The organism is Salmonella sp. A1325 (genome assembly GCF_056991255.1).
Genome location: NZ_JAMLWO010000007.1, coordinates 168,115 through 186,039 on the forward strand (window position 1 = coordinate 168,115; position 17,925 = coordinate 186,039).

General features: G+C 50.1%; 13 protein-coding genes and 1 pseudogene. 9 read left to right on the top strand and 5 right to left on the bottom strand.

The window, feature by feature from the left end:
- Positions 1–189: 189 nt before the first annotated feature.
- Both pflA and NAZ64_RS15215 read right to left on the bottom strand, forming a co-directional pair.
- Entirely contained in the window at positions 190–987 is a 798-nt protein-coding gene (gene pflA, locus NAZ64_RS15210) for a pyruvate formate lyase 1-activating protein (protein ID WP_000067928.1), read from the bottom strand.
- Between the two features lie 118 nt (positions 988–1,105).
- Positions 1,106–1,386, bottom strand: a pseudogene (locus NAZ64_RS15215) (cytoplasmic protein).
- 190 nt (positions 1,387–1,576) lie between these two features.
- On the opposite strand from NAZ64_RS15215, the gene sopD2 reads away from it, so the two are divergent.
- Positions 1,577–2,536, top strand: a complete 960-nt coding sequence (sopD2, locus tag NAZ64_RS15220) for a type III secretion system effector SopD2 (RefSeq protein ID WP_079944626.1) — start codon at positions 1,577–1,579, stop codon at positions 2,534–2,536.
- A gap of 71 nt (positions 2,537–2,607) precedes the next feature.
- On the opposite strand, the gene pflB is transcribed toward sopD2, so the two are convergent.
- The 3 genes from pflB to ycaO form a co-directional block, all read right to left on the bottom strand.
- Entirely contained in the window at positions 2,608–4,890 is a 2,283-nt protein-coding gene (pflB, locus tag NAZ64_RS15225) for a formate C-acetyltransferase (protein ID WP_001292799.1), read from the bottom strand.
- A 59-nt stretch (positions 4,891–4,949) separates the two neighbouring features.
- Positions 4,950–5,807 carry a formate transporter FocA gene (focA, locus tag NAZ64_RS15230; protein WP_000642539.1) on the bottom strand — a complete coding sequence of 286 codons (858 nt, stop codon included), beginning with the start codon at positions 5,805–5,807 and terminating at the stop codon, positions 4,950–4,952.
- A gap of 404 nt (positions 5,808–6,211) precedes the next feature.
- Entirely contained in the window at positions 6,212–7,972 is a 1,761-nt protein-coding gene (ycaO, locus tag NAZ64_RS15235) for a 30S ribosomal protein S12 methylthiotransferase accessory factor YcaO (protein ID WP_220569315.1), read from the bottom strand.
- A 136-nt stretch (positions 7,973–8,108) separates the two neighbouring features.
- Between ycaO and NAZ64_RS15240 the strand changes: the two genes are divergently transcribed.
- From NAZ64_RS15240 to NAZ64_RS15275, 8 genes are all read left to right on the top strand, one after another.
- The gene (locus tag NAZ64_RS15240) at positions 8,109–8,801 is read left to right on the top strand and encodes a DUF421 domain-containing protein (protein ID WP_000642868.1); all 693 of its coding nucleotides are present in this window, start codon (positions 8,109–8,111) and stop codon (positions 8,799–8,801) included.
- Between the two features lie 185 nt (positions 8,802–8,986).
- On the top strand, positions 8,987–10,075 hold the full coding sequence (serC, locus tag NAZ64_RS15245; protein ID WP_000079586.1) for a 3-phosphoserine/phosphohydroxythreonine transaminase: 1,089 nt from the start codon (positions 8,987–8,989) through the stop codon (positions 10,073–10,075).
- Between the two features lie 70 nt (positions 10,076–10,145).
- Positions 10,146–11,429: a 3-phosphoshikimate 1-carboxyvinyltransferase gene (gene aroA / locus NAZ64_RS15250; protein ID WP_000445190.1), complete on the top strand. Its 1,284-nt coding sequence runs from the start codon at positions 10,146–10,148 to the stop codon at positions 11,427–11,429.
- Positions 11,430–11,571: 142 nt separating this feature from the next.
- A complete protein-coding gene (gene loiP / locus NAZ64_RS15255) occupies positions 11,572–12,333 on the top strand; it encodes a metalloprotease LoiP (protein ID WP_000792301.1) in 762 nt (253 codons plus the stop codon).
- Between the two features lie 172 nt (positions 12,334–12,505).
- On the top strand, positions 12,506–13,189 hold the full coding sequence (cmk, locus tag NAZ64_RS15260) for a (d)CMP kinase (RefSeq protein WP_000125007.1): 684 nt from the start codon (positions 12,506–12,508) through the stop codon (positions 13,187–13,189).
- Between the two features lie 113 nt (positions 13,190–13,302).
- A complete protein-coding gene (gene rpsA, locus NAZ64_RS15265) occupies positions 13,303–14,976 on the top strand; it encodes a 30S ribosomal protein S1 (RefSeq protein WP_000140324.1) in 1,674 nt (557 codons plus the stop codon).
- Positions 14,977–15,131: 155 nt separating this feature from the next.
- Entirely contained in the window at positions 15,132–15,416 is a 285-nt protein-coding gene (gene ihfB, locus NAZ64_RS15270; protein ID WP_000167332.1) for an integration host factor subunit beta, read from the top strand.
- 229 nt (positions 15,417–15,645) lie between these two features.
- The gene (locus NAZ64_RS15275) at positions 15,646–17,910 is read left to right on the top strand and encodes a ComEC family protein (RefSeq protein WP_220569314.1); all 2,265 of its coding nucleotides are present in this window, start codon (positions 15,646–15,648) and stop codon (positions 17,908–17,910) included.
- The last annotated feature ends 15 nt before the right edge of the window (positions 17,911–17,925 follow it).

A 17,925-nucleotide genomic window follows, 5' to 3' on the forward strand; every position in this document is an offset into this window, starting at 1 on the left:
ACCGGGTCAGCAATAGTTGTCAGACCTTCAACCCAGCAGCAGATAAGCGTAATACCTGGTAAGCGCAATATTGTTAACCAGGCCTGTCTGACGGCGGAGTCGGGTATTTTAGCGGTAAGAGCGTTACCCATACAGCAAAACGGCTACCGTCATGGGTAGCCGTTTAAAAGCGGATAAGATAGCAGGCGATTAATACATCACTTTATGACCATACTGCTCAAGAATACCCTTTACACGCTCCATGGTCTCTTTTTTAGGCGGCTTCACGCCATCCAGTTTATATTCTTCGCCCATTGCCACCCATTTATGTTTGCCCAGCTCATGATAGGGCAGCAGTTCGATTTTTTCGACATTACCCATATCGCGGGTAAACTCACCCAGGCGATGCGCGGAATCATCGTCGTCAGACCAGCCGGGAACGACAACGTAACGGATCCAGACCTTCACATTTTTCTTTGATAAATACTGCGCGAATTCCAGCGTCCGGTGATTAGAGACACCGACCAGATTCTGGTGGATCTCATCATTCATCTGCTTGAGATCGAGCATCACCAGATCGGTAACGTCCAGCAGTTCATCAATCACCGGGTCATAACGGCGCACAAAGCCGTTGGTGTCGAGACAGGTGTGGATACCTTCTTTTTTACAGGCGCGAAACCAGTCGCGTACAAATTCTGCCTGCAAAATGGCCTCGCCGCCGGATGCCGTCACGCCGCCGCCAGAAGCATTCATAAAATGCCGATAGGTCACCACCTCTTTCATTAAGTCTTCAACGGTGATTTCTTTACCGCCATGCGTATCCCATGTGTCGCGGTTATGGCAATACAGGCAGCGCATCAGGCAGCCCTGGAAAAAGGTAATAAAGCGGATGCCTGGGCCATCAACGGTGCCACAGGATTCAAAGGAGTGAATGCGACCAATAACCGGCTTTTTATCAGCAGTTACTGCAACACTTTCATTTGTAATACAATCGGTTAAGTTACTCATATCGCTTCGGCTAGCTCTAAATAACATGGGGTTTATGGACACATTCCGGGCATGTTGAGCACCCTGGTAAGGGGGTTGCATCCTGTAAAAAAGCGGTACTGCGAGCGTAAATTTTGGACTACAGAATGTGTGGCTGTTCCAGAATGTGCTGCAATGGAGCTATTTTACCTCTATTCAGTATAAAATATACGGCAAATCTATGCTGCATAACTCGCACCGCCAGAAATTGTGGCTCATTCATCAGCCCGGTACCTCTGTTTAACGCCCGAGCCGCAATACATACTGTAAGTGTATCATCCATAGCGTCCTGGTTTTGCTGTTTATGATCCGCCTCTTTTTTCAAATGGTTGGCGCCGTTTTTTTGTAGTCAGAACGAAAATAATTCTCAACATAATTCAGATGTGTCCAAAGAACGTTATGCGCTGTACAGCGCCTGGCGTCGCATTCAACGTGTTATCAGGTGTAAATCTGATGTCATTTCTAAACCCGGACTGATTCAATCTCTTAAATAGAGTGTGGTTTTAATCAAAAAATGAGAGCAACGGATTAAATTATTTTGCTTTCGCGGTAAATAATCAAGGGAGTTATTATGCCAGTTGCGTTAAGTTTTGGTAATCGTCATAACTATGAAGTTAATGCTTCACGGCTAGCCCGTTTGATGAGTCCTGATAAAGAAGAAGCGCTATACATGGGGTTATGGGATAGATTTAAGGACTACTTCAGAACACATAAAAAAAGAGAGGTGCTGGAGGTATTATACACACTCATCCATGGATGTGAACGTGAAAATCAAGCTGAACTTAATGTTGATACAATCGGCATGGAGAAGATATATGCCTTTGCACAATTAAAACAATATGCTAATCCATCTCAACAAGACCGCTTTGTTATGCGTTTTGATGTGAGTCAGACACAAGTTTTATTTGAGATTGATGGCAGGGTTATTGATAAATGTAATTTGCATCGTATCCTCAACGTTTCAGAAAACTGTATTTTTAAAGTGATGGAAGAAGATGAGGAAGAGTTGTTTTTTAAAGCATGTATTAAGTATGGAGAAAAAATTGCTTGCTATCCAGAATTATTAGAAAACTTTGCTTTTAACCTTAGGCAGAAAGTTAATGAGGATGATGAAATTAGGGATGAGGTTTATAAGCTTATGCGATCTGGAGAAAATAGAAAAATGGCATGTGTTGAATGGAATGGTACGCTTACTGAGGATGAGATGGATAAACTACGTTGTCTTCAAATGGGGTCTTTTGAGATTTCTACCCAATTTTGTAAAATAGGTTACTGGGAATTAGAGGGAGAAGTCCTGTTTGATATGGTTCATCCAACACTTATCTATCTGCTACATGGATATATACCGTCATTGTCATGTGATTTTACAGAAGCTAACACCATGCTGTTTTCAGATGCATTAAATAAGGATTATGAGGAGTATCAAAATAATAAAAGAGAAATTGATGCTATTCTGAGAAGAATATATAGATCACATAATAACACTTTATTTATAAGTAAAAATTCTGGTTGTCGAAATATGCTTTTATAAAAATTAAAAAGGCCCCACTGATATGGAGCCTTTTTTGTACGCTTTTTATGGCGTAATTTCAGTCAAACCCATTACATGGTCTGCGTGAAGGTACGAGTAATAACGTCCTGCTGCTGTTCTTTCGTCAGGGAGTTAAAACGTACTGCGTAACCAGATACACGGATGGTCAGCTGCGGATATTTTTCCGGATGTTCCATCGCGTCCAACAACATTTCACGGTTCATGACGTTGACGTTCAGGTGCTGACCGCCTTCGATGGACGCTTCGTGGTGGAAGTAACCATCCATCAGACCTGCCAGGTTAGTCTTACGAACTTCGTCGTCTTTACCCAGTGCGTTCGGAACGATAGAGAAGGTATAAGAAATACCATCTTTCGCGTAAGCAAACGGCAGTTTAGCAACGGAGGTCAGAGAAGCGACAGCGCCTTTCTGGTCACGACCGTGCATCGGGTTAGCACCTGGTCCGAACGGCGCGCCAGCACGACGACCATCCGGGGTGTTACCAGTTTTCTTACCATACACAACGTTAGAAGTGATGGTCAGAACAGACTGCGTCGGGATAGCGCCACGGTAGGTGGTCAGTTTCTGAATTTTCTTCATGAAACGTTCTACCAGGTCAACCGCCATGTCATCTACACGAGCGTCGTTGTTACCAAACTGCGGGTATTCGCCTTCGATTTCGAAGTCGATAGCCAGACCATCTTCGTCACGAATCGGTTTAACTTTCGCATATTTGATGGCAGACAGGGAGTCAGCCGCAACAGACAGACCTGCGATACCACACGCCATGGTGCGGATAACGTCACGGTCGTGCAACGCCATCAGAGAGGCTTCGTAGCTGTACTTGTCGTGCATGTAATGGATAACGTTCAGCGCGGTGACATACTGTTTAGCCAGCCAGTCCATGAAGTGATCCATGCGATCCATCACTTCGTCGAAGTTCAGAACATCGCCTTTGATCGGTTCGGATTTCGGACCAACCTGCATTTTCAGTTTTTCATCAACGCCGCCGTTGATTGCGTACAGCATGGTTTTCGCCAGGTTTGCACGCGCGCCGAAGAACTGCATTTGTTTACCAACGATCATCGGGCTTACGCAGCATGCGATAGCGTAGTCATCGTTGTTGAAGTCCGGACGCATCAGGTCATCGTTCTCGTACTGCAGAGAAGAGGTGTCGATGGAGACTTTAGCGGCGAATTTCTTGAAGTTCAGCGGCAGTTTTTCAGACCACAGAACGGTGATGTTCGGCTCCGGAGAAGGACCCATGGTGTACAGGGTGTTCAGGAAGCGGAAGCTGTTTTTGGTAACCAGAGTACGGCCATCAACGCCCATACCACCGATTGATTCAGTTGCCCAAATCGGGTCACCGGAGAACAGTTCATCATATTCAGGAGTACGCAGGAAGCGAACCATACGCAGTTTCATGACCAGGTGGTCAATCATTTCCTGTGCGTCTTGCTCGGTGATTTTGCCTGCTTTCAGGTCACGTTCGATGTACGCATCCAGGAAGGTGGATACACGACCGAAGGACATTGCTGCGCCGTTCTGAGATTTAACCGCAGCCAGGTAACCGAAGTAAGTCCACTGGATTGCTTCCTGAGCGTTAGTCGCCGGACCAGAGATATCGCAGCCGTATTTAGCCGCCATTTCTTTGATCTGACCCAGAGCGCGGTGCTGTTCAGCGATTTCTTCACGCAGACGGATAGTCGCTTCCAGATTTACGCCGTTTTCCAGATCGGATTGCAGAGACGTAAACTGCGCGAATTTGTCTTTCATCAGGTAGTCGATACCGTACAACGCTACGCGACGGTAGTCACCGATGATACGACCACGGCCATACGCATCCGGCAGACCGGTCAGAACGCCGGATTTACGGCAACGCAGGATGTCCGGAGTATAAACGTCGAATACGCCCTGGTTGTGGGTCTTACGGTATTCGGTGAAGATTTTTTTGATCATTGGGTCCAGCTCGCGATTGTACGCTTTGCAGGAACCTTCAACCATTTTGATGCCGCCGAACGGGATAATCGCACGCTTCAGCGGAGCTTCAGTCTGCAGACCAACAATTTTCTCAAGCGCTTTGTTGATGTAGCCAGCGTCGTGAGAAGTGATGGTGGAAGCAACGGAGGTGTCAAAGTCAACAGGCGCGTGAGTGCGGTTTTCCTGTTTAACGCCTTCCATTACGCTGTCCCACAGCTTGGTGGTCGCGTCAGTAGCGCCAGCCAGGAAGGACTCGTCACCCTCATACGGAGTGTAGTTTTTCTGAATGAAGTCACGGACGTTTACTTCATTCTGCCAGTCACCTTTGGTAAAACCTTCCCAGGCTGTGGCTAACTTTTCATTAAGCTCGGACATGTAACACCTACCTTCTTAAGTGGATTTTTTATTTACTGCGTGTAATGGGCATCAACAGATTAATGATGCTCGTTACCACGCAGGTAAATGACCCAGTATGTCAACCCGACCAACAAACCGCCGCCGATAATATTACCGATCGTGACCGGAATCAGGTTATCAGTGATGAAGCTCATCACGGTCAGGTGAGAAAAACTTTCCGGAGACGAACCGACTGCGGTCCAAAACTCCGGTGTAGCGAAATCGCGTATTACAATACCCATAGGAATCATAAACATGTTTGCGATACTGTGCTCAAAACCGCTGGCGACAAACATGGCGACGGGCAGTACCATGATGAACGCTTTGTCCATCAGGCTACGACCTGAGTAGCTCATCCACACGGCCAGACAAACCATCAGGTTCGCCAGAATACCGAGGCAGACAGCTTCAATAAAAGTGTGGTGCATTTTGTGGTCGGCGGTTTGCAGGACGTTAAGTCCCCATTGACCGTTGGCAGTCATATACTCGCCGGAAAGCCACATCAGTAACACGAAAAGCAGAGCGCCAATCAGGTTACCAAAATAGACGTTTAACCAGTTTTTAGCCAGTTGCCCCCAGGTGATGCGACCGCTAGCTTTAGCTACAACGATCAGAACAGTAGAGGTGAAAAGATCAGCGCCGCAAATAACACAGAGAATCAGTCCCAAAGAGAAACAGATACCCCCGATAAGTTTCGCCATGCCATAAGGCATCGCGCCAGTACCGGTTGTCGCAGTAATATAAAAAACAAAGGCAATTGAAATGAATACGCCGGCGGTAATCGCCAGATAGAAAGTCTTAAGCGGATGTTTCGTTGCTTTATAGACGCCTGCTTCTTCAGCCACTTTGGCCATTGCTGCAGGGAGTAAAAGGTCAAAAGGGTTGTCAGCTTTCACACTAACTCTCTCTTTATTAAGTCGGCGACGAGATACTAACAAAGCATTATAGATGAGAATTTGATATAGATCATATCTCGCCTGGCTTATAGGCCCGTAAGTCGCATGGCTTTTATGCAATTACGGTGTAACTTTTTGATTATCCTAATAAAAATAAATTTTAAAAATTATAAATAGAGTTGAATTTTTTCCTGGCTCCTCCTGCTGCACGGTTAATTAATATGGAGTAATCAACAAATAAAGTAACATCACTATGTCAATTAATTTAATGTCAACAACCAATATTTAACCTTGTTATTACATTTTTCGCCGTTTAGTGAAAATAAATAAAACGGGGCCGCAAAGGTGCCCCGTAATATAACGCAGCCGAGAGGGTAAACCTACCCTAAGTCATTCATATGGCCTTATTTTGACCAGTATGCCGCTTTCGCGCGCTGTAATTTATCATACGCTTTTAACAAGGACTGATGCGCCGGGAACGCTTGTAGATCGTGGTCGACAGCCGGTAGTCCATAAAAAGCCGCTTCACCGCTAAGCGCGGCGCTGGCGGCTTCTACAGCCTCTGCGCCATACATTTTTATAAAAGCATTGAGATATTGCAGCGGCTGACGCGCATCTTCTTGCGACAGGAGCAGCAGCGTTTGCAGGCAACGGTAATAGTTTGCGCGTGCCGGACTAAAGACCGACGAATTGAACTCCATCGTCCATTCTGTCCAGATTAGCGCCTGCTCCAAATCGCCGCCCGCTAACGCTAACATTGCTTTTAATTCGCCGACGCGCAGTGTATACCAACCATTGTCCGCTCCGGTCGCCAGACCCAACAGTTCACGCACGCGGGTGAAATCGTCAAAACCTTCTTCATCCAATTGTTCAATCAGATTGAGATACTCTTCTTTATTCCAGGCGCTACCGGGCAGCGAAAGCAGAATCTCACGAAGATGGCTACCCATATTGTTGTTGGCCAGCCACAGATCTTCGGCAGGATAAATATCAGACATTCCCGGTACGATAATACGACAGGCGTATACGCCGAGATGCTCGTAATCGGCAATGTAAACTTCTTTATCTTCAGCAGCAAAGATGGCCATCAGCGTGGCGAATTCTTCTTCGGTAGTGCCGGAAAAACTCCAGTCCGTGAACGGGTAATCGGCGTCCTGTTTGAACAGATCCCAGGAAATCAGGCCGCTGGAGTCGATGAAGTGGGTCTCCAGATTAGTGTGCTCCGCGACTTCTTCATCATCGAACGTTGGTGGCGTGAAGACATCAAGATCTTTCAGTCCGCGTCCCTGGAGTAGCTCGGTCACTGTACGTTCCAGCGCAACGCCAAAGTCAGGATGGGCGCCAAAAGAAGCAAAGCAGGTACCGTTAGCCGGGTTGAACAGCACGACGCAGATAACCGGATACTTACCGCCCAGCGAGCCGTCATAGGCGAAAATCGGGAAACCCTCGGCTTCCAGCGTGGCGATCGACTCCATTACCGCCGGATAACGCGCCATCACCTCTGCGGGAATCTCCGGCAGACTGATACTTTCTGCAATGATGCGATTTTTCACATAGCGCTCGAAGACTTCCGACAGTCCCTGAACGCGGGCTTCATTACGCGTATTGCCGGCGGACATTCCGTTAGAGACGTACAGGTTGCCGATGATATTCATCGGAATATACACGGTCTGGTTATCGGACTGACGGGTAAATGGCAGGCCGCAGACGCCGCGTGCTTCATTGCCAGACTGAAGATCAATTAACTGGCTTCCGGTGAGTTCATTTTCCGGATCGTAAAACGCGCGCAGACGGGCATCAAGCAAGCCTTCCGGTACGTCGTCATTTTCAGTCAGCGGGAACCACTTTTCGTTCGGATAATGCACGAATGGCCCGTTGGCGACCGTTTCGCCAAGCCAGAAATCAGCAAAAAAGTAGTTGGTTGACAGACGCTCGAAGTATTCGCCCAGCGCCGAGGCCAGCGCTGCTTTTTTGGTCGCGCCTTTTCCGTTGGTAAAGCATAACGCGCACTCTTTATCGCGAATATGCACTGACCAGACGTTTGGCACCGGGTTCAGCCAGGAGGCCTCTTCGATGTGAAAGCCGAGGTCGAGTAACTTTTGCTGGAAGCGGGCGATGGAGTCTTCCAACGCGGCGTCTTTGCCGGGAATAAATGTTTGCGTCATGAAAATCACTTTTGTCGTACGGAAAGCGCGCAATGATACGGGTTTTATGTGACGGGCGCTATCTCGCCGGGACATCGGCGGAAATAAAAGTATTGGCTATGCTTTTACACTGGAATTCACAGGAAGAGCATAAAAAATGAAAGCATTTGATTTGCAACGAATGGCGCTGGATAACGTGCCGGTAGCGTTTTTGGGGGAAGTGGCGCTACGTAGCTTTTACACCTTTGTTCTGGTGTTTCTTTTCTTAAAGGTGACAGGACGACGCGGCGTACGGCAAATGTCGCTTTTTGAAGTGCTGATCATTTTGACATTGGGGTCGGCGGCAGGCGACGTCGCGTTTTATGATGACGTTCCGATGCTCCCTGTTCTGGTGGTATTCATCACCCTGGCGCTGCTCTATCGCCTGGTCATGTGGCTGATGGCGCATAGTGAAAAGTTGGAAGATCTGCTGGAAGGCAAGTCGGTGGTCATTGTTGAAGACGGCGAACTGGCGTGGGAAAAACTGCAGCGCTCGAACATGACGGAGTTTGAGTTTTTTATGGAGCTTCGCTTGAATGGCGTTGAGCAACTGGGGCAAGTCAGACTGGCCATCCTGGAGACAAACGGACAAATCAGCGTCTATTTCTTTGAAAATAAAGACGTTAAGCCGGGGTTAAGCATTCTTCCTGAGCACTGTACGCCACGCTTTATCGTGGCGCCGGAGGCTGGCGACTATGCCTGCGTACGTTGCAGTGAAGTGATACGCATGAATGTCGGGGAGAAGCAATTATGTCCGCGCTGCGCAAATCCAGAATGGACGAAGGCAAGCCGGGCTAAACGCGTTGTTTAACAGCGAAAATATCGGATTTATACGGTTAATCCGGAAGATTCTGTTGTGTGACGCATGCCGCATTTTCTCCTCGCATTGTTTTACCCATTGCGGCGCGTGTCACTGAATGATAAAACCGATATTCACATGAATAACGTTTGCCTGATGTCTGTCAGGCAGGAAACAATGCAGCGTGGTGAGGGGAAATGGCTCAGGTCTTTAATTTTAGTTCAGGTCCGGCGATGCTACCGGCGGAAGTACTTAAACTGGCGCAACAGGAACTGCGTGACTGGCACGGTCTTGGTACGTCGGTAATGGAAATTAGCCATCGAGGCAAAGAGTTTATCCAGGTCGCTGAAGAGGCGGAGCAGGATTTTCGCGATCTCCTTAATATCCCCTCCAACTATAAAGTTTTATTTTGTCACGGCGGCGGTCGCGGGCAGTTTGCTGGCGTGCCGCTCAATCTGCTGGGCGATAAAACCACGGCGGATTATGTCGATGCTGGTTACTGGGCGGCGAGCGCCATCAAAGAAGCCAAAAAATACTGTGCGCCGCAGATTATCGACGCCAAAATCACCGTTGACGGCAAACGTGCCGTAAAACCGATGCGCGAGTGGCAGCTTTCCGATAACGCCGCTTATTTACACTATTGCCCGAATGAGACTATTGACGGCATCGCCATCGATGAAACGCCTGATTTTGGCCCGGAGGTGGTCGTCACGGCGGACTTTTCTTCTACCATCCTGTCTGCGCCGCTGGATATCTCTCGCTATGGCGTAATTTATGCTGGCGCGCAGAAGAATATCGGTCCGGCAGGACTGACGCTGGTTATCGTCCGGGAGGATCTGTTAGGCAAGGCGCATGAGAGCTGCCCGTCCATCCTCGACTACACCGTCCTGAATGATAACGACTCGATGTTTAATACGCCGCCGACTTTCGCCTGGTATCTTTCCGGTCTGGTATTCAAATGGTTGAAAGCGCAGGGCGGCGTGGCGGCGATGCACAAAATCAATCAGCAAAAAGCGGAGTTGCTGTACGGTGTGATTGATAACAGCGATTTCTACCGTAACGATGTCGCACAGGCCAACCGTTCGCGGATGAACGTTCCGTTCCAGTTAGCGGACAATGCGCTGGACAAGGTCTTTCTGGAAGAGTCTTTCGCCGCCGGTCTGCACGCCTTAAAAGGGCACCGTGTTGTTGGTGGTATGCGCGCCTCTATCTATAACGCCATGCCGATTGAAGGGGTGAAAGCGCTGACCGATTTCATGATCGATTTTGAGCGTCGCCACGGCTAATACATTTCTTTTTTCATCCCCACGGCCAGTCTGTGGGGTTTTTATTTCTGTTTTTTGAGAGTTGAGTTTCATGGAATCCCTGACGTTACAACCCATCGCGCGGGTCGATGGCGCCATTAATTTACCTGGCTCCAAAAGTGTTTCAAACCGTGCTTTGCTCCTGGCGGCTTTAGCTTGTGGTAAAACCGTTCTGACGAATCTGCTGGATAGCGATGACGTCCGCCATATGCTCAATGCCCTGAGCGCGTTGGGGATCAATTACACCCTTTCTGCCGATCGCACCCGCTGTGATATCACGGGTAATGGCGGCGCATTACGTGCGCCAGGCGCTCTGGAACTGTTTCTCGGTAATGCCGGAACCGCGATGCGTCCGTTAGCGGCAGCGCTATGTCTGGGGCAAAATGAGATAGTGTTAACCGGCGAACCGCGTATGAAAGAGCGTCCGATAGGCCATCTGGTTGATTCGCTGCGCCAGGGCGGGGCGAATATTGATTACCTGGAGCAGGAAAACTATCCGCCCCTGCGTCTGCGCGGCGGTTTTACCGGCGGCGACATTGAGGTTGATGGTAGCGTTTCCAGCCAGTTCCTGACCGCTCTGCTGATGACGGCGCCGCTGGCGCCTGAAGACACAACTATTCGCGTTAAAGGCGAACTGGTATCAAAGCCTTACATCGATATCACGCTAAATTTAATGAAAACCTTTGGCGTGGAGATAACGAACCATCACTACCAACAATTTGTCGTGAAGGGCGGTCAACAGTATCACTCTCCGGGTCGCTATCTGGTCGAGGGCGATGCCTCGTCAGCGTCCTATTTTCTCGCCGCCGGGGCGATAAAAGGCGGCACGGTAAAAGTGACCGGAATTGGCCGCAAAAGTATGCAGGGCGATATTCGTTTTGCCGATGTGCTGGAGAAAATGGGCGCGACCATTACCTGGGGCGATGATTTTATTGCCTGCACGCGCGGCGAATTGCACGCCATAGATATGGATATGAACCATATTCCGGATGCGGCGATGACGATTGCCACCACGGCGCTGTTTGCGAAAGGAACCACGACGTTGCGCAATATTTATAACTGGCGAGTGAAAGAAACCGATCGCCTGTTCGCGATGGCGACCGAGCTACGTAAAGTGGGCGCTGAAGTCGAAGAAGGGCACGACTATATTCGTATCACGCCGCCGGCGAAGCTCCAACACGCGGATATTGGCACGTACAACGACCACCGTATGGCGATGTGCTTCTCACTGGTCGCACTGTCCGATACGCCAGTTACGATCCTGGACCCGAAATGTACCGCAAAAACGTTCCCTGATTATTTCGAACAACTGGCGCGAATGAGTACGCCTGCCTAAGTCTTCTGTTGCGCCAGTCGACGGGCTGGCGCGCCGAGTCCGTATTCGCACTATTTTTATAATTATGACTAATGCTAATTTGTTGATGATTTAACACATTGATTTATGTGTTTTTTATAATAGTTATCAACGGAAGATTAGTATGAAAAATAAATCATTACTACTGGCGGTGGCGATTTCCGCCACGCTACTGGCAGGATGTAAAAATGGCGTGAATGGCAATTTAATCGCCAGTTCCGGCATGTCAGCCTACAAAGCCGCCACACTGTCCGATGCGGATGTTAAGGCATTATCTAATAATGCCTGTAAACAAATGGACAGCGAGAATCAACTGGCAGGTTCGAAAAGCAAATACACCAAACGTCTGAGCAAAATCGCCAAAGCGCTGGGTAACAACATTGACGGTACGCCGGTTAGCTATAAAGTCTATATGACCAGCGATATCAACGCATGGGCGATGGCGAACGGTTGCGTTCGCGTATACTCCGGCCTGATGGATCTGATGACCGATAATGAAATTGAAGGCGTACTGGGCCATGAATTGGGCCATGTCTCTTTAGGGCACTCCCGCAAGGCAATGCAGACCGCCTATGCCACGCTGGCGGCTCGCGATGCGATTTCCGCCACCAGCGGCGTCGCAGCGCAGCTTTCCCAGTCTCAATTGGGCGATCTGGCGGAAGGCGTCATCAATTCGGCGTTTTCTCGCAGTCAGGAGTCGGATGCGGATGACTTCTCTTACGATCTGCTGAAAAAACGCGGGATTAACACCCAGGGCTTAGTCACGGCATTCGATAAATTCGCCACAATGGACGCAGGTCATGCAAAATCATTGATGGACTCCCACCCGGCCTCAGCCGATCGCGCGCAGCATATGCGCGACAGAATTGCCGAAGATAAAAAGTAAATCATTGTCATCTTTCGGGCTGGTTTCTCGCCGGCCCGCTATAATTGCGCAATTATTCCGCATCTGATTACAGACAAAACTGGTTTTTGCACGCAACGTTAACGGTCGCGAGCGTTGGCGCGTATAATGCGCGGCGTTTACGTTAACGGTACGCCTGTTTAAGGAGATAAAGATGACGGCAATTGCCCCGGTAATAACCATTGATGGCCCAAGCGGTGCAGGTAAAGGCACCTTGTGCAAAGCAATGGCGGAAGCATTGCAATGGCATCTGCTGGATTCCGGCGCGATATACCGCGTACTGGCGCTGGCGGCATTGCACCACCATGTCGATCTCGCCTCTGAAGATGCGCTGGTGCCGCTGGCGTCCCATCTGGACGTGCGTTTCGTCTCAACGGACGGCAACCTGGAAGTTATCCTGGAAGGCGAGGACGTTAGCGGTGAAATTCGTACGCAGGAAGTCGCGAACGCGGCATCCCAGGTGGCGGCATTCCCACGCGTGCGCGAAGCGCTTCTTCGCCGCCAACGTGCATTCCGCGAAGCGCCTGGTTTAATCGCCGATGGACGCGATATGGGGACCGTGGTCTTCCCGGATGCGCCGGTAAAAATTTTCCTTGACGCCTCCTCGGAGGAACGTGCGCATCGACGTATGCTACAGTTGCAGGAGAATGGCTTTAGTGTTAACTTTGAACGCCTTTTGGCCGAGATCAAGGAACGCGACGATCGCGATCGTAATCGCGCTGTAGCGCCGTTAGTTCCTGCTGCTGATGCATTAGTTTTGGATTCTACCCGATTAAGCATTGAGCAAGTGATTGAAAAAGCGTTACAATATGCGCGCCAAAAATTGGCTCTCGCTTAAATGCGACCGAATTTGTAGTACCCCCGTTGCAAAGGATTGACAGCGGGTATGTTAAACAACCCCATCCGGCACGGAGCCAGGTGGACGTTAAATATGAAACCTGAAGATTAAACATGACTGAATCTTTTGCTCAACTCTTTGAAGAATCCTTAAAAGAAATCGAAACCCGCCCGGGTTCCATCGTTCGTGGTGTTGTTGTTGCTATCGACAAAGACGTAGTACTGGTTGACGCCGGTCTGAAATCTGAGTCTGCCATTCCGGCTGAGCAGTTCAAAAACGCCCAGGGCGAACTGGAAATCCAGGTTGGTGACGAAGTTGACGTTGCTCTGGATGCAGTAGAAGACGGCTTCGGTGAAACTCTGCTCTCTCGTGAGAAAGCTAAACGTCACGAAGCATGGATCACGCTGGAAAAAGCTTACGAAGATGCTGAAACTGTTACCGGTGTTATCAACGGCAAAGTTAAGGGTGGCTTCACTGTTGAGCTGAACGGTATTCGCGCGTTCCTGCCGGGTTCTCTGGTAGACGTTCGTCCGGTGCGTGACACTCTGCACCTGGAAGGCAAAGAGCTTGAATTCAAAGTAATCAAGCTGGACCAGAAACGTAACAACGTTGTGGTTTCTCGTCGTGCCGTTATCGAATCCGAAAACAGCGCAGAACGCGATCAGCTGCTGGAAAACCTGCAGGAAGGCATGGAAGTTAAAGGTATCGTTAAGAACCTCACTGACTACGGTGCATTCGTTGATCTGGGCGGCGTTGACGGCCTGCTGCACATCACTGATATGGCCTGGAAACGCGTTAAGCATCCGAGCGAAATCGTGAACGTTGGCGACGAAATCAACGTGAAAGTGCTGAAATTCGACCGCGAGCGTACCCGTGTATCCCTGGGCCTGAAACAGCTGGGCGAAGATCCGTGGGTAGCTATCGCTAAACGTTATCCGGAAGGTACCAAACTGACCGGTCGCGTGACCAACCTGACCGACTACGGCTGCTTCGTTGAAATCGAAGAAGGCGTTGAAGGCCTGGTTCACGTTTCCGAAATGGACTGGACCAACAAAAACATCCACCCGTCCAAAGTGGTTAACGTTGGCGACGTAGTGGAAGTGATGGTTCTGGATATCGACGAAGAACGTCGTCGTATCTCCCTGGGTCTGAAGCAGTGCAAATCTAACCCGTGGCAGCAGTTCGCAGAAACCCACAACAAGGGCGACCGCGTTGAAGGTAAAATCAAGTCTATCACTGACTTCGGTATCTTCATCGGCCTGGACGGCGGCATCGACGGCCTGGTTCACCTGTCTGACATCTCCTGGAACGTTGCAGGCGAAGAAGCAGTTCGTGAATACAAAAAAGGCGACGAAATCGCTGCAGTTGTTCTGCAGGTTGACGCAGAACGTGAACGTATCTCCCTGGGCGTTAAACAGCTCGCAGAAGATCCGTTCAACAACTGGGTTGCTCTGAACAAGAAAGGCGCTATCGTAACCGGTAAAGTCACTGCAGTTGACGCGAAAGGCGCAACCGTAGAACTGGCTGACGGCGTTGAAGGTTACCTGCGTGCTTCTGAAGCATCCCGTGACCGCGTTGAAGATGCGACTCTGGTTCTGAGCGTTGGCGACGACGTTGAAGCTAAATTCACCGGCGTTGATCGTAAAAACCGCGCAATCAGCCTGTCTGTTCGTGCGAAAGACGAAGCTGACGAGAAAGATGCCATCGCAACTGTTAACAAACAGGAAGATGCAAACTTCTCTAACAACGCAATGGCTGAAGCATTCAAAGCAGCTAAAGGCGAGTAATCCTCTGAAACTTCGGGCCTTTTAGTCCGAAGTATAACGAGATTACTTGACAGATTGCAGGTTTCGGCCTGTAATCAAGCACTAAGGGCGGCTACGGCCGCCCTTAATCAATCTCACGGCTGCAGCCAATTTGCCTTTAAGGAACCGGAGGAATCATGACCAAGTCAGAATTGATTGAAAGACTTGCAACCCAGCAATCTCACATTCCCGCTAAGGCGGTTGAAGACGCGGTAAAAGAGATGCTGGAGCATATGGCCTCGACTCTTGCGCAGGGCGAGCGTATTGAAATCCGCGGTTTCGGCAGTTTTTCTTTGCATTACCGCGCGCCTCGTACCGGACGTAACCCCAAGACCGGCGATAAAGTGGAACTGGAAGGAAAATACGTTCCTCACTTTAAACCGGGTAAAGAACTGCGCGATCGCGCCAATATTTACGGTTAAGTTTTAACGCAAAACTTGAACCCGAAAAAAGCACCGTCAGGGTGCTTTTTTCATTTATACGCCGTCAGGCGCAAACGCTATTCGACCGAAAACTGGAAAACGTTTCGCATTTTTTGCTGCGTCTTACATTTATCAGGTAAAAAACCTGGAATCCGCGCCGTATAGTACAAAATCCCCTCCAGACAATGGCGTCCTGAACCTGCACACTTTCCCGCACAGGGAGGTGTCTATGAAGATAACGACGGTCAGCGTATGCGTAGTATGCGGCATACTTCCGCTCATGATATTGCCAGTATTACCTGACACGTGGATTCTCGCGGTGCTGTTTTGTCTGGCATGTTTGCTTTGCCTCATACCCCATCACTATGCGCGCTACGCGGCATTAACCTTGCTCTTTTTCATGTGGGGGATATTTGCCGCCAGGCAGGCCATCTGGGCGGGAAACGTCCTGCCCGCCGCGACGCAGGAGGCGACAGTCGTCATTACTGCCACCGATCATATGACCACTCATTATGGGCGAATCACCCATTTGCGTGGAAAGCCGCTCTTTCCTGCTGTAGGGATTGTCCTGCATGGCCAGTACTTACCCACGGAAGTGTGTGCCGGGCAACAGTGGGCGATGACGCTGAAGGTCAGAGCGGTACACGGACAGCTTAACGAAGGCGGTTTTGATAGCCAGCGTTACGCGCTGGCGCAGCACCAACCGTTGACCGGGCGTTTTCTACAGGCTAAAGCGATTAACCCTGAGTGTAGCTTGCGTGGGCGCTATCTTGCTTCGCTTCGCGCTACGCTTGCGCCTTATCCGTGGCAGCAGGTTATTCTGGCGTTGGGAATGGGGGAGCGGGGAGCGGTGTCGCAGGAGGTGAAGGCCGTTATGCGCGATACGGGGACTGCCCATTTGATGGCGATTTCCGGCCTGCATATCGCTTTTGCTGCGTTATTGGCTGCCGGATTAATCCGTGGCGGACAATTCTTTTTGCCGGTCAGATGGATTCGTTGGCAGACGCCATTGCTGGGCGGCATTCTTTGCGCGATATGTTATGCCTGGCTTACCGGCTTACAACCGCCTGCGCTGCGCACGGTGGCGGCACTGAGCGTCTGGGGAGGATTAAAATTAAGCGGACGACAGTGGAGCGGCTGGCAAGTCTGGTGCTGCTGTCTGGCCGCGATTATTTTCGCCGATCCTGTGGCGGTTATATCACAAAGTCTTTGGCTGTCAGCATTTGCGGTTGCCGGCCTGTTATTCTGGTATCAGTGGTTTCCTGCGCCAAACGGAAATTTTCCACGGGGCTTACGCTGGTTGCTTAACCTGCTTCACCTACAGGCAGGCATTACACTTCTGCTTTTGCCTCTCCAGGTGGCGCTTTTTCATGGCATAAGCGTTACCGCAATGCTGGCGAATCTTTTTGCCGTACCTTGGGTCACATTTGTGACGGTTCCACTCATCCTGGCGGGAATGATTCTGCATTTAACCGGGCCGTTTTTTCTTGAAGAGTGGGTATGGTACCTGACCGATCGCGCGTTAGCCGCGCTATTTTACCTGTTGAATGCTTTACCGCAGGGCTGGGTGAATATTGATAACCGTTGGCAGTGGCTGACGTTTTTGCCCTGGCTAATGCTTATCGCGTGGCGATTAAACGTCTGGCGTACCTGGCCGGCGGTCTGTTTATGCGGGTTATTGTTGATGAGCTGGCCACTCTGGCGACCGATAAACGCCAGCGGATGGCAGGTGCATATGCTGGATGTCGGTCAGGGGCTGGCGATAGCGATCGTCAGGGGCGATAAAGTAATACTCTACGATACCGGTCGGGCATGGCCGGAGGGCGACAGCGGGCAACAGGTTATTATTCCCTGGTTGCGCTGGCATAATCTGACGCCGGAGGGCGTTATTTTGAGTCATGAGCATCTGGATCATCGGGGTGGGCTGCGTTCGCTACAGCGGATCTGGCCGTCAATGTGGATTCGCAGCCCGTTAGGCTGGCAGGGACATTTGCCCTGTTTTCGCGGCGAGCAGTGGCAATGGCAGGGGCTAACGTTTCAGGCGCACTGGCCGTTACGCGAAAGTGCCGATCGAGGAAATAACCGCTCCTGTGTGGTCAAAGTGGATGACGGCGTACATAGCATCCTGCTTACGGGCGATATTGAAGCGGGCGCTGAACAAAAAATGCTAAGTCGTTACTGGCGACATCTTGCGGCGACGTTTATCCAGGTGCCGCATCATGGTAGTAATACGTCGTCGTCGTTACCATTTATTCAGCGCGTACATGGTGAAGCGGCGCTGGCGTCCGCATCGCGCTATAACGCATGGCGGCTGCCGTCCCGCAAGGTAAAACAGCGCTACCGACAACAGGCGTATCAGTGGTTTGATACACCCCACCAGGGGCAAATTTCGCTGCGGTTTTCTCCGCAGGGCTGGCGCATACAAGGCTTGCGGGATCAAATTTTACCTCGCTGGTATCATCAGTGGTTTGGCGTGTCCGAGGATAACGGGTAGAATATGCGGCTATTT

Excerpts from the sequence above, each read along its gene's own strand:
- aroA (WP_000445190.1), top strand. The coding sequence starts at position 10,146 with ATGGAATCCCTGACGTTACAACCCATCGCGCGGGTCGATGGCGCCATT.
- NAZ64_RS15275 (WP_220569314.1), top strand. The coding sequence starts at position 15,646 with ATGAAGATAACGACGGTCAGCGTATGCGTAGTATGCGGCATACTTCCG.
- cmk (WP_000125007.1), top strand. The coding sequence starts at position 12,506 with ATGACGGCAATTGCCCCGGTAATAACCATTGATGGCCCAAGCGGTGCA.
- pflA (WP_000067928.1), bottom strand. The coding sequence starts at position 987 with ATGAGTAACTTAACCGATTGTATTACAAATGAAAGTGTTGCAGTAACT.
- sopD2 (WP_079944626.1), top strand. The coding sequence starts at position 1,577 with ATGCCAGTTGCGTTAAGTTTTGGTAATCGTCATAACTATGAAGTTAAT.
- NAZ64_RS15240 (WP_000642868.1), top strand. The coding sequence starts at position 8,109 with ATGAAAGCATTTGATTTGCAACGAATGGCGCTGGATAACGTGCCGGTA.
- serC (WP_000079586.1), top strand. The coding sequence starts at position 8,987 with ATGGCTCAGGTCTTTAATTTTAGTTCAGGTCCGGCGATGCTACCGGCG.
- ycaO (WP_220569315.1), bottom strand. The coding sequence starts at position 7,972 with ATGACGCAAACATTTATTCCCGGCAAAGACGCCGCGTTGGAAGACTCC.
- loiP (WP_000792301.1), top strand. The coding sequence starts at position 11,572 with ATGAAAAATAAATCATTACTACTGGCGGTGGCGATTTCCGCCACGCTA.
- pflB (WP_001292799.1), bottom strand. The coding sequence starts at position 4,890 with ATGTCCGAGCTTAATGAAAAGTTAGCCACAGCCTGGGAAGGTTTTACC.
- ihfB (WP_000167332.1), top strand. The coding sequence starts at position 15,132 with ATGACCAAGTCAGAATTGATTGAAAGACTTGCAACCCAGCAATCTCAC.
- rpsA (WP_000140324.1), top strand. The coding sequence starts at position 13,303 with ATGACTGAATCTTTTGCTCAACTCTTTGAAGAATCCTTAAAAGAAATC.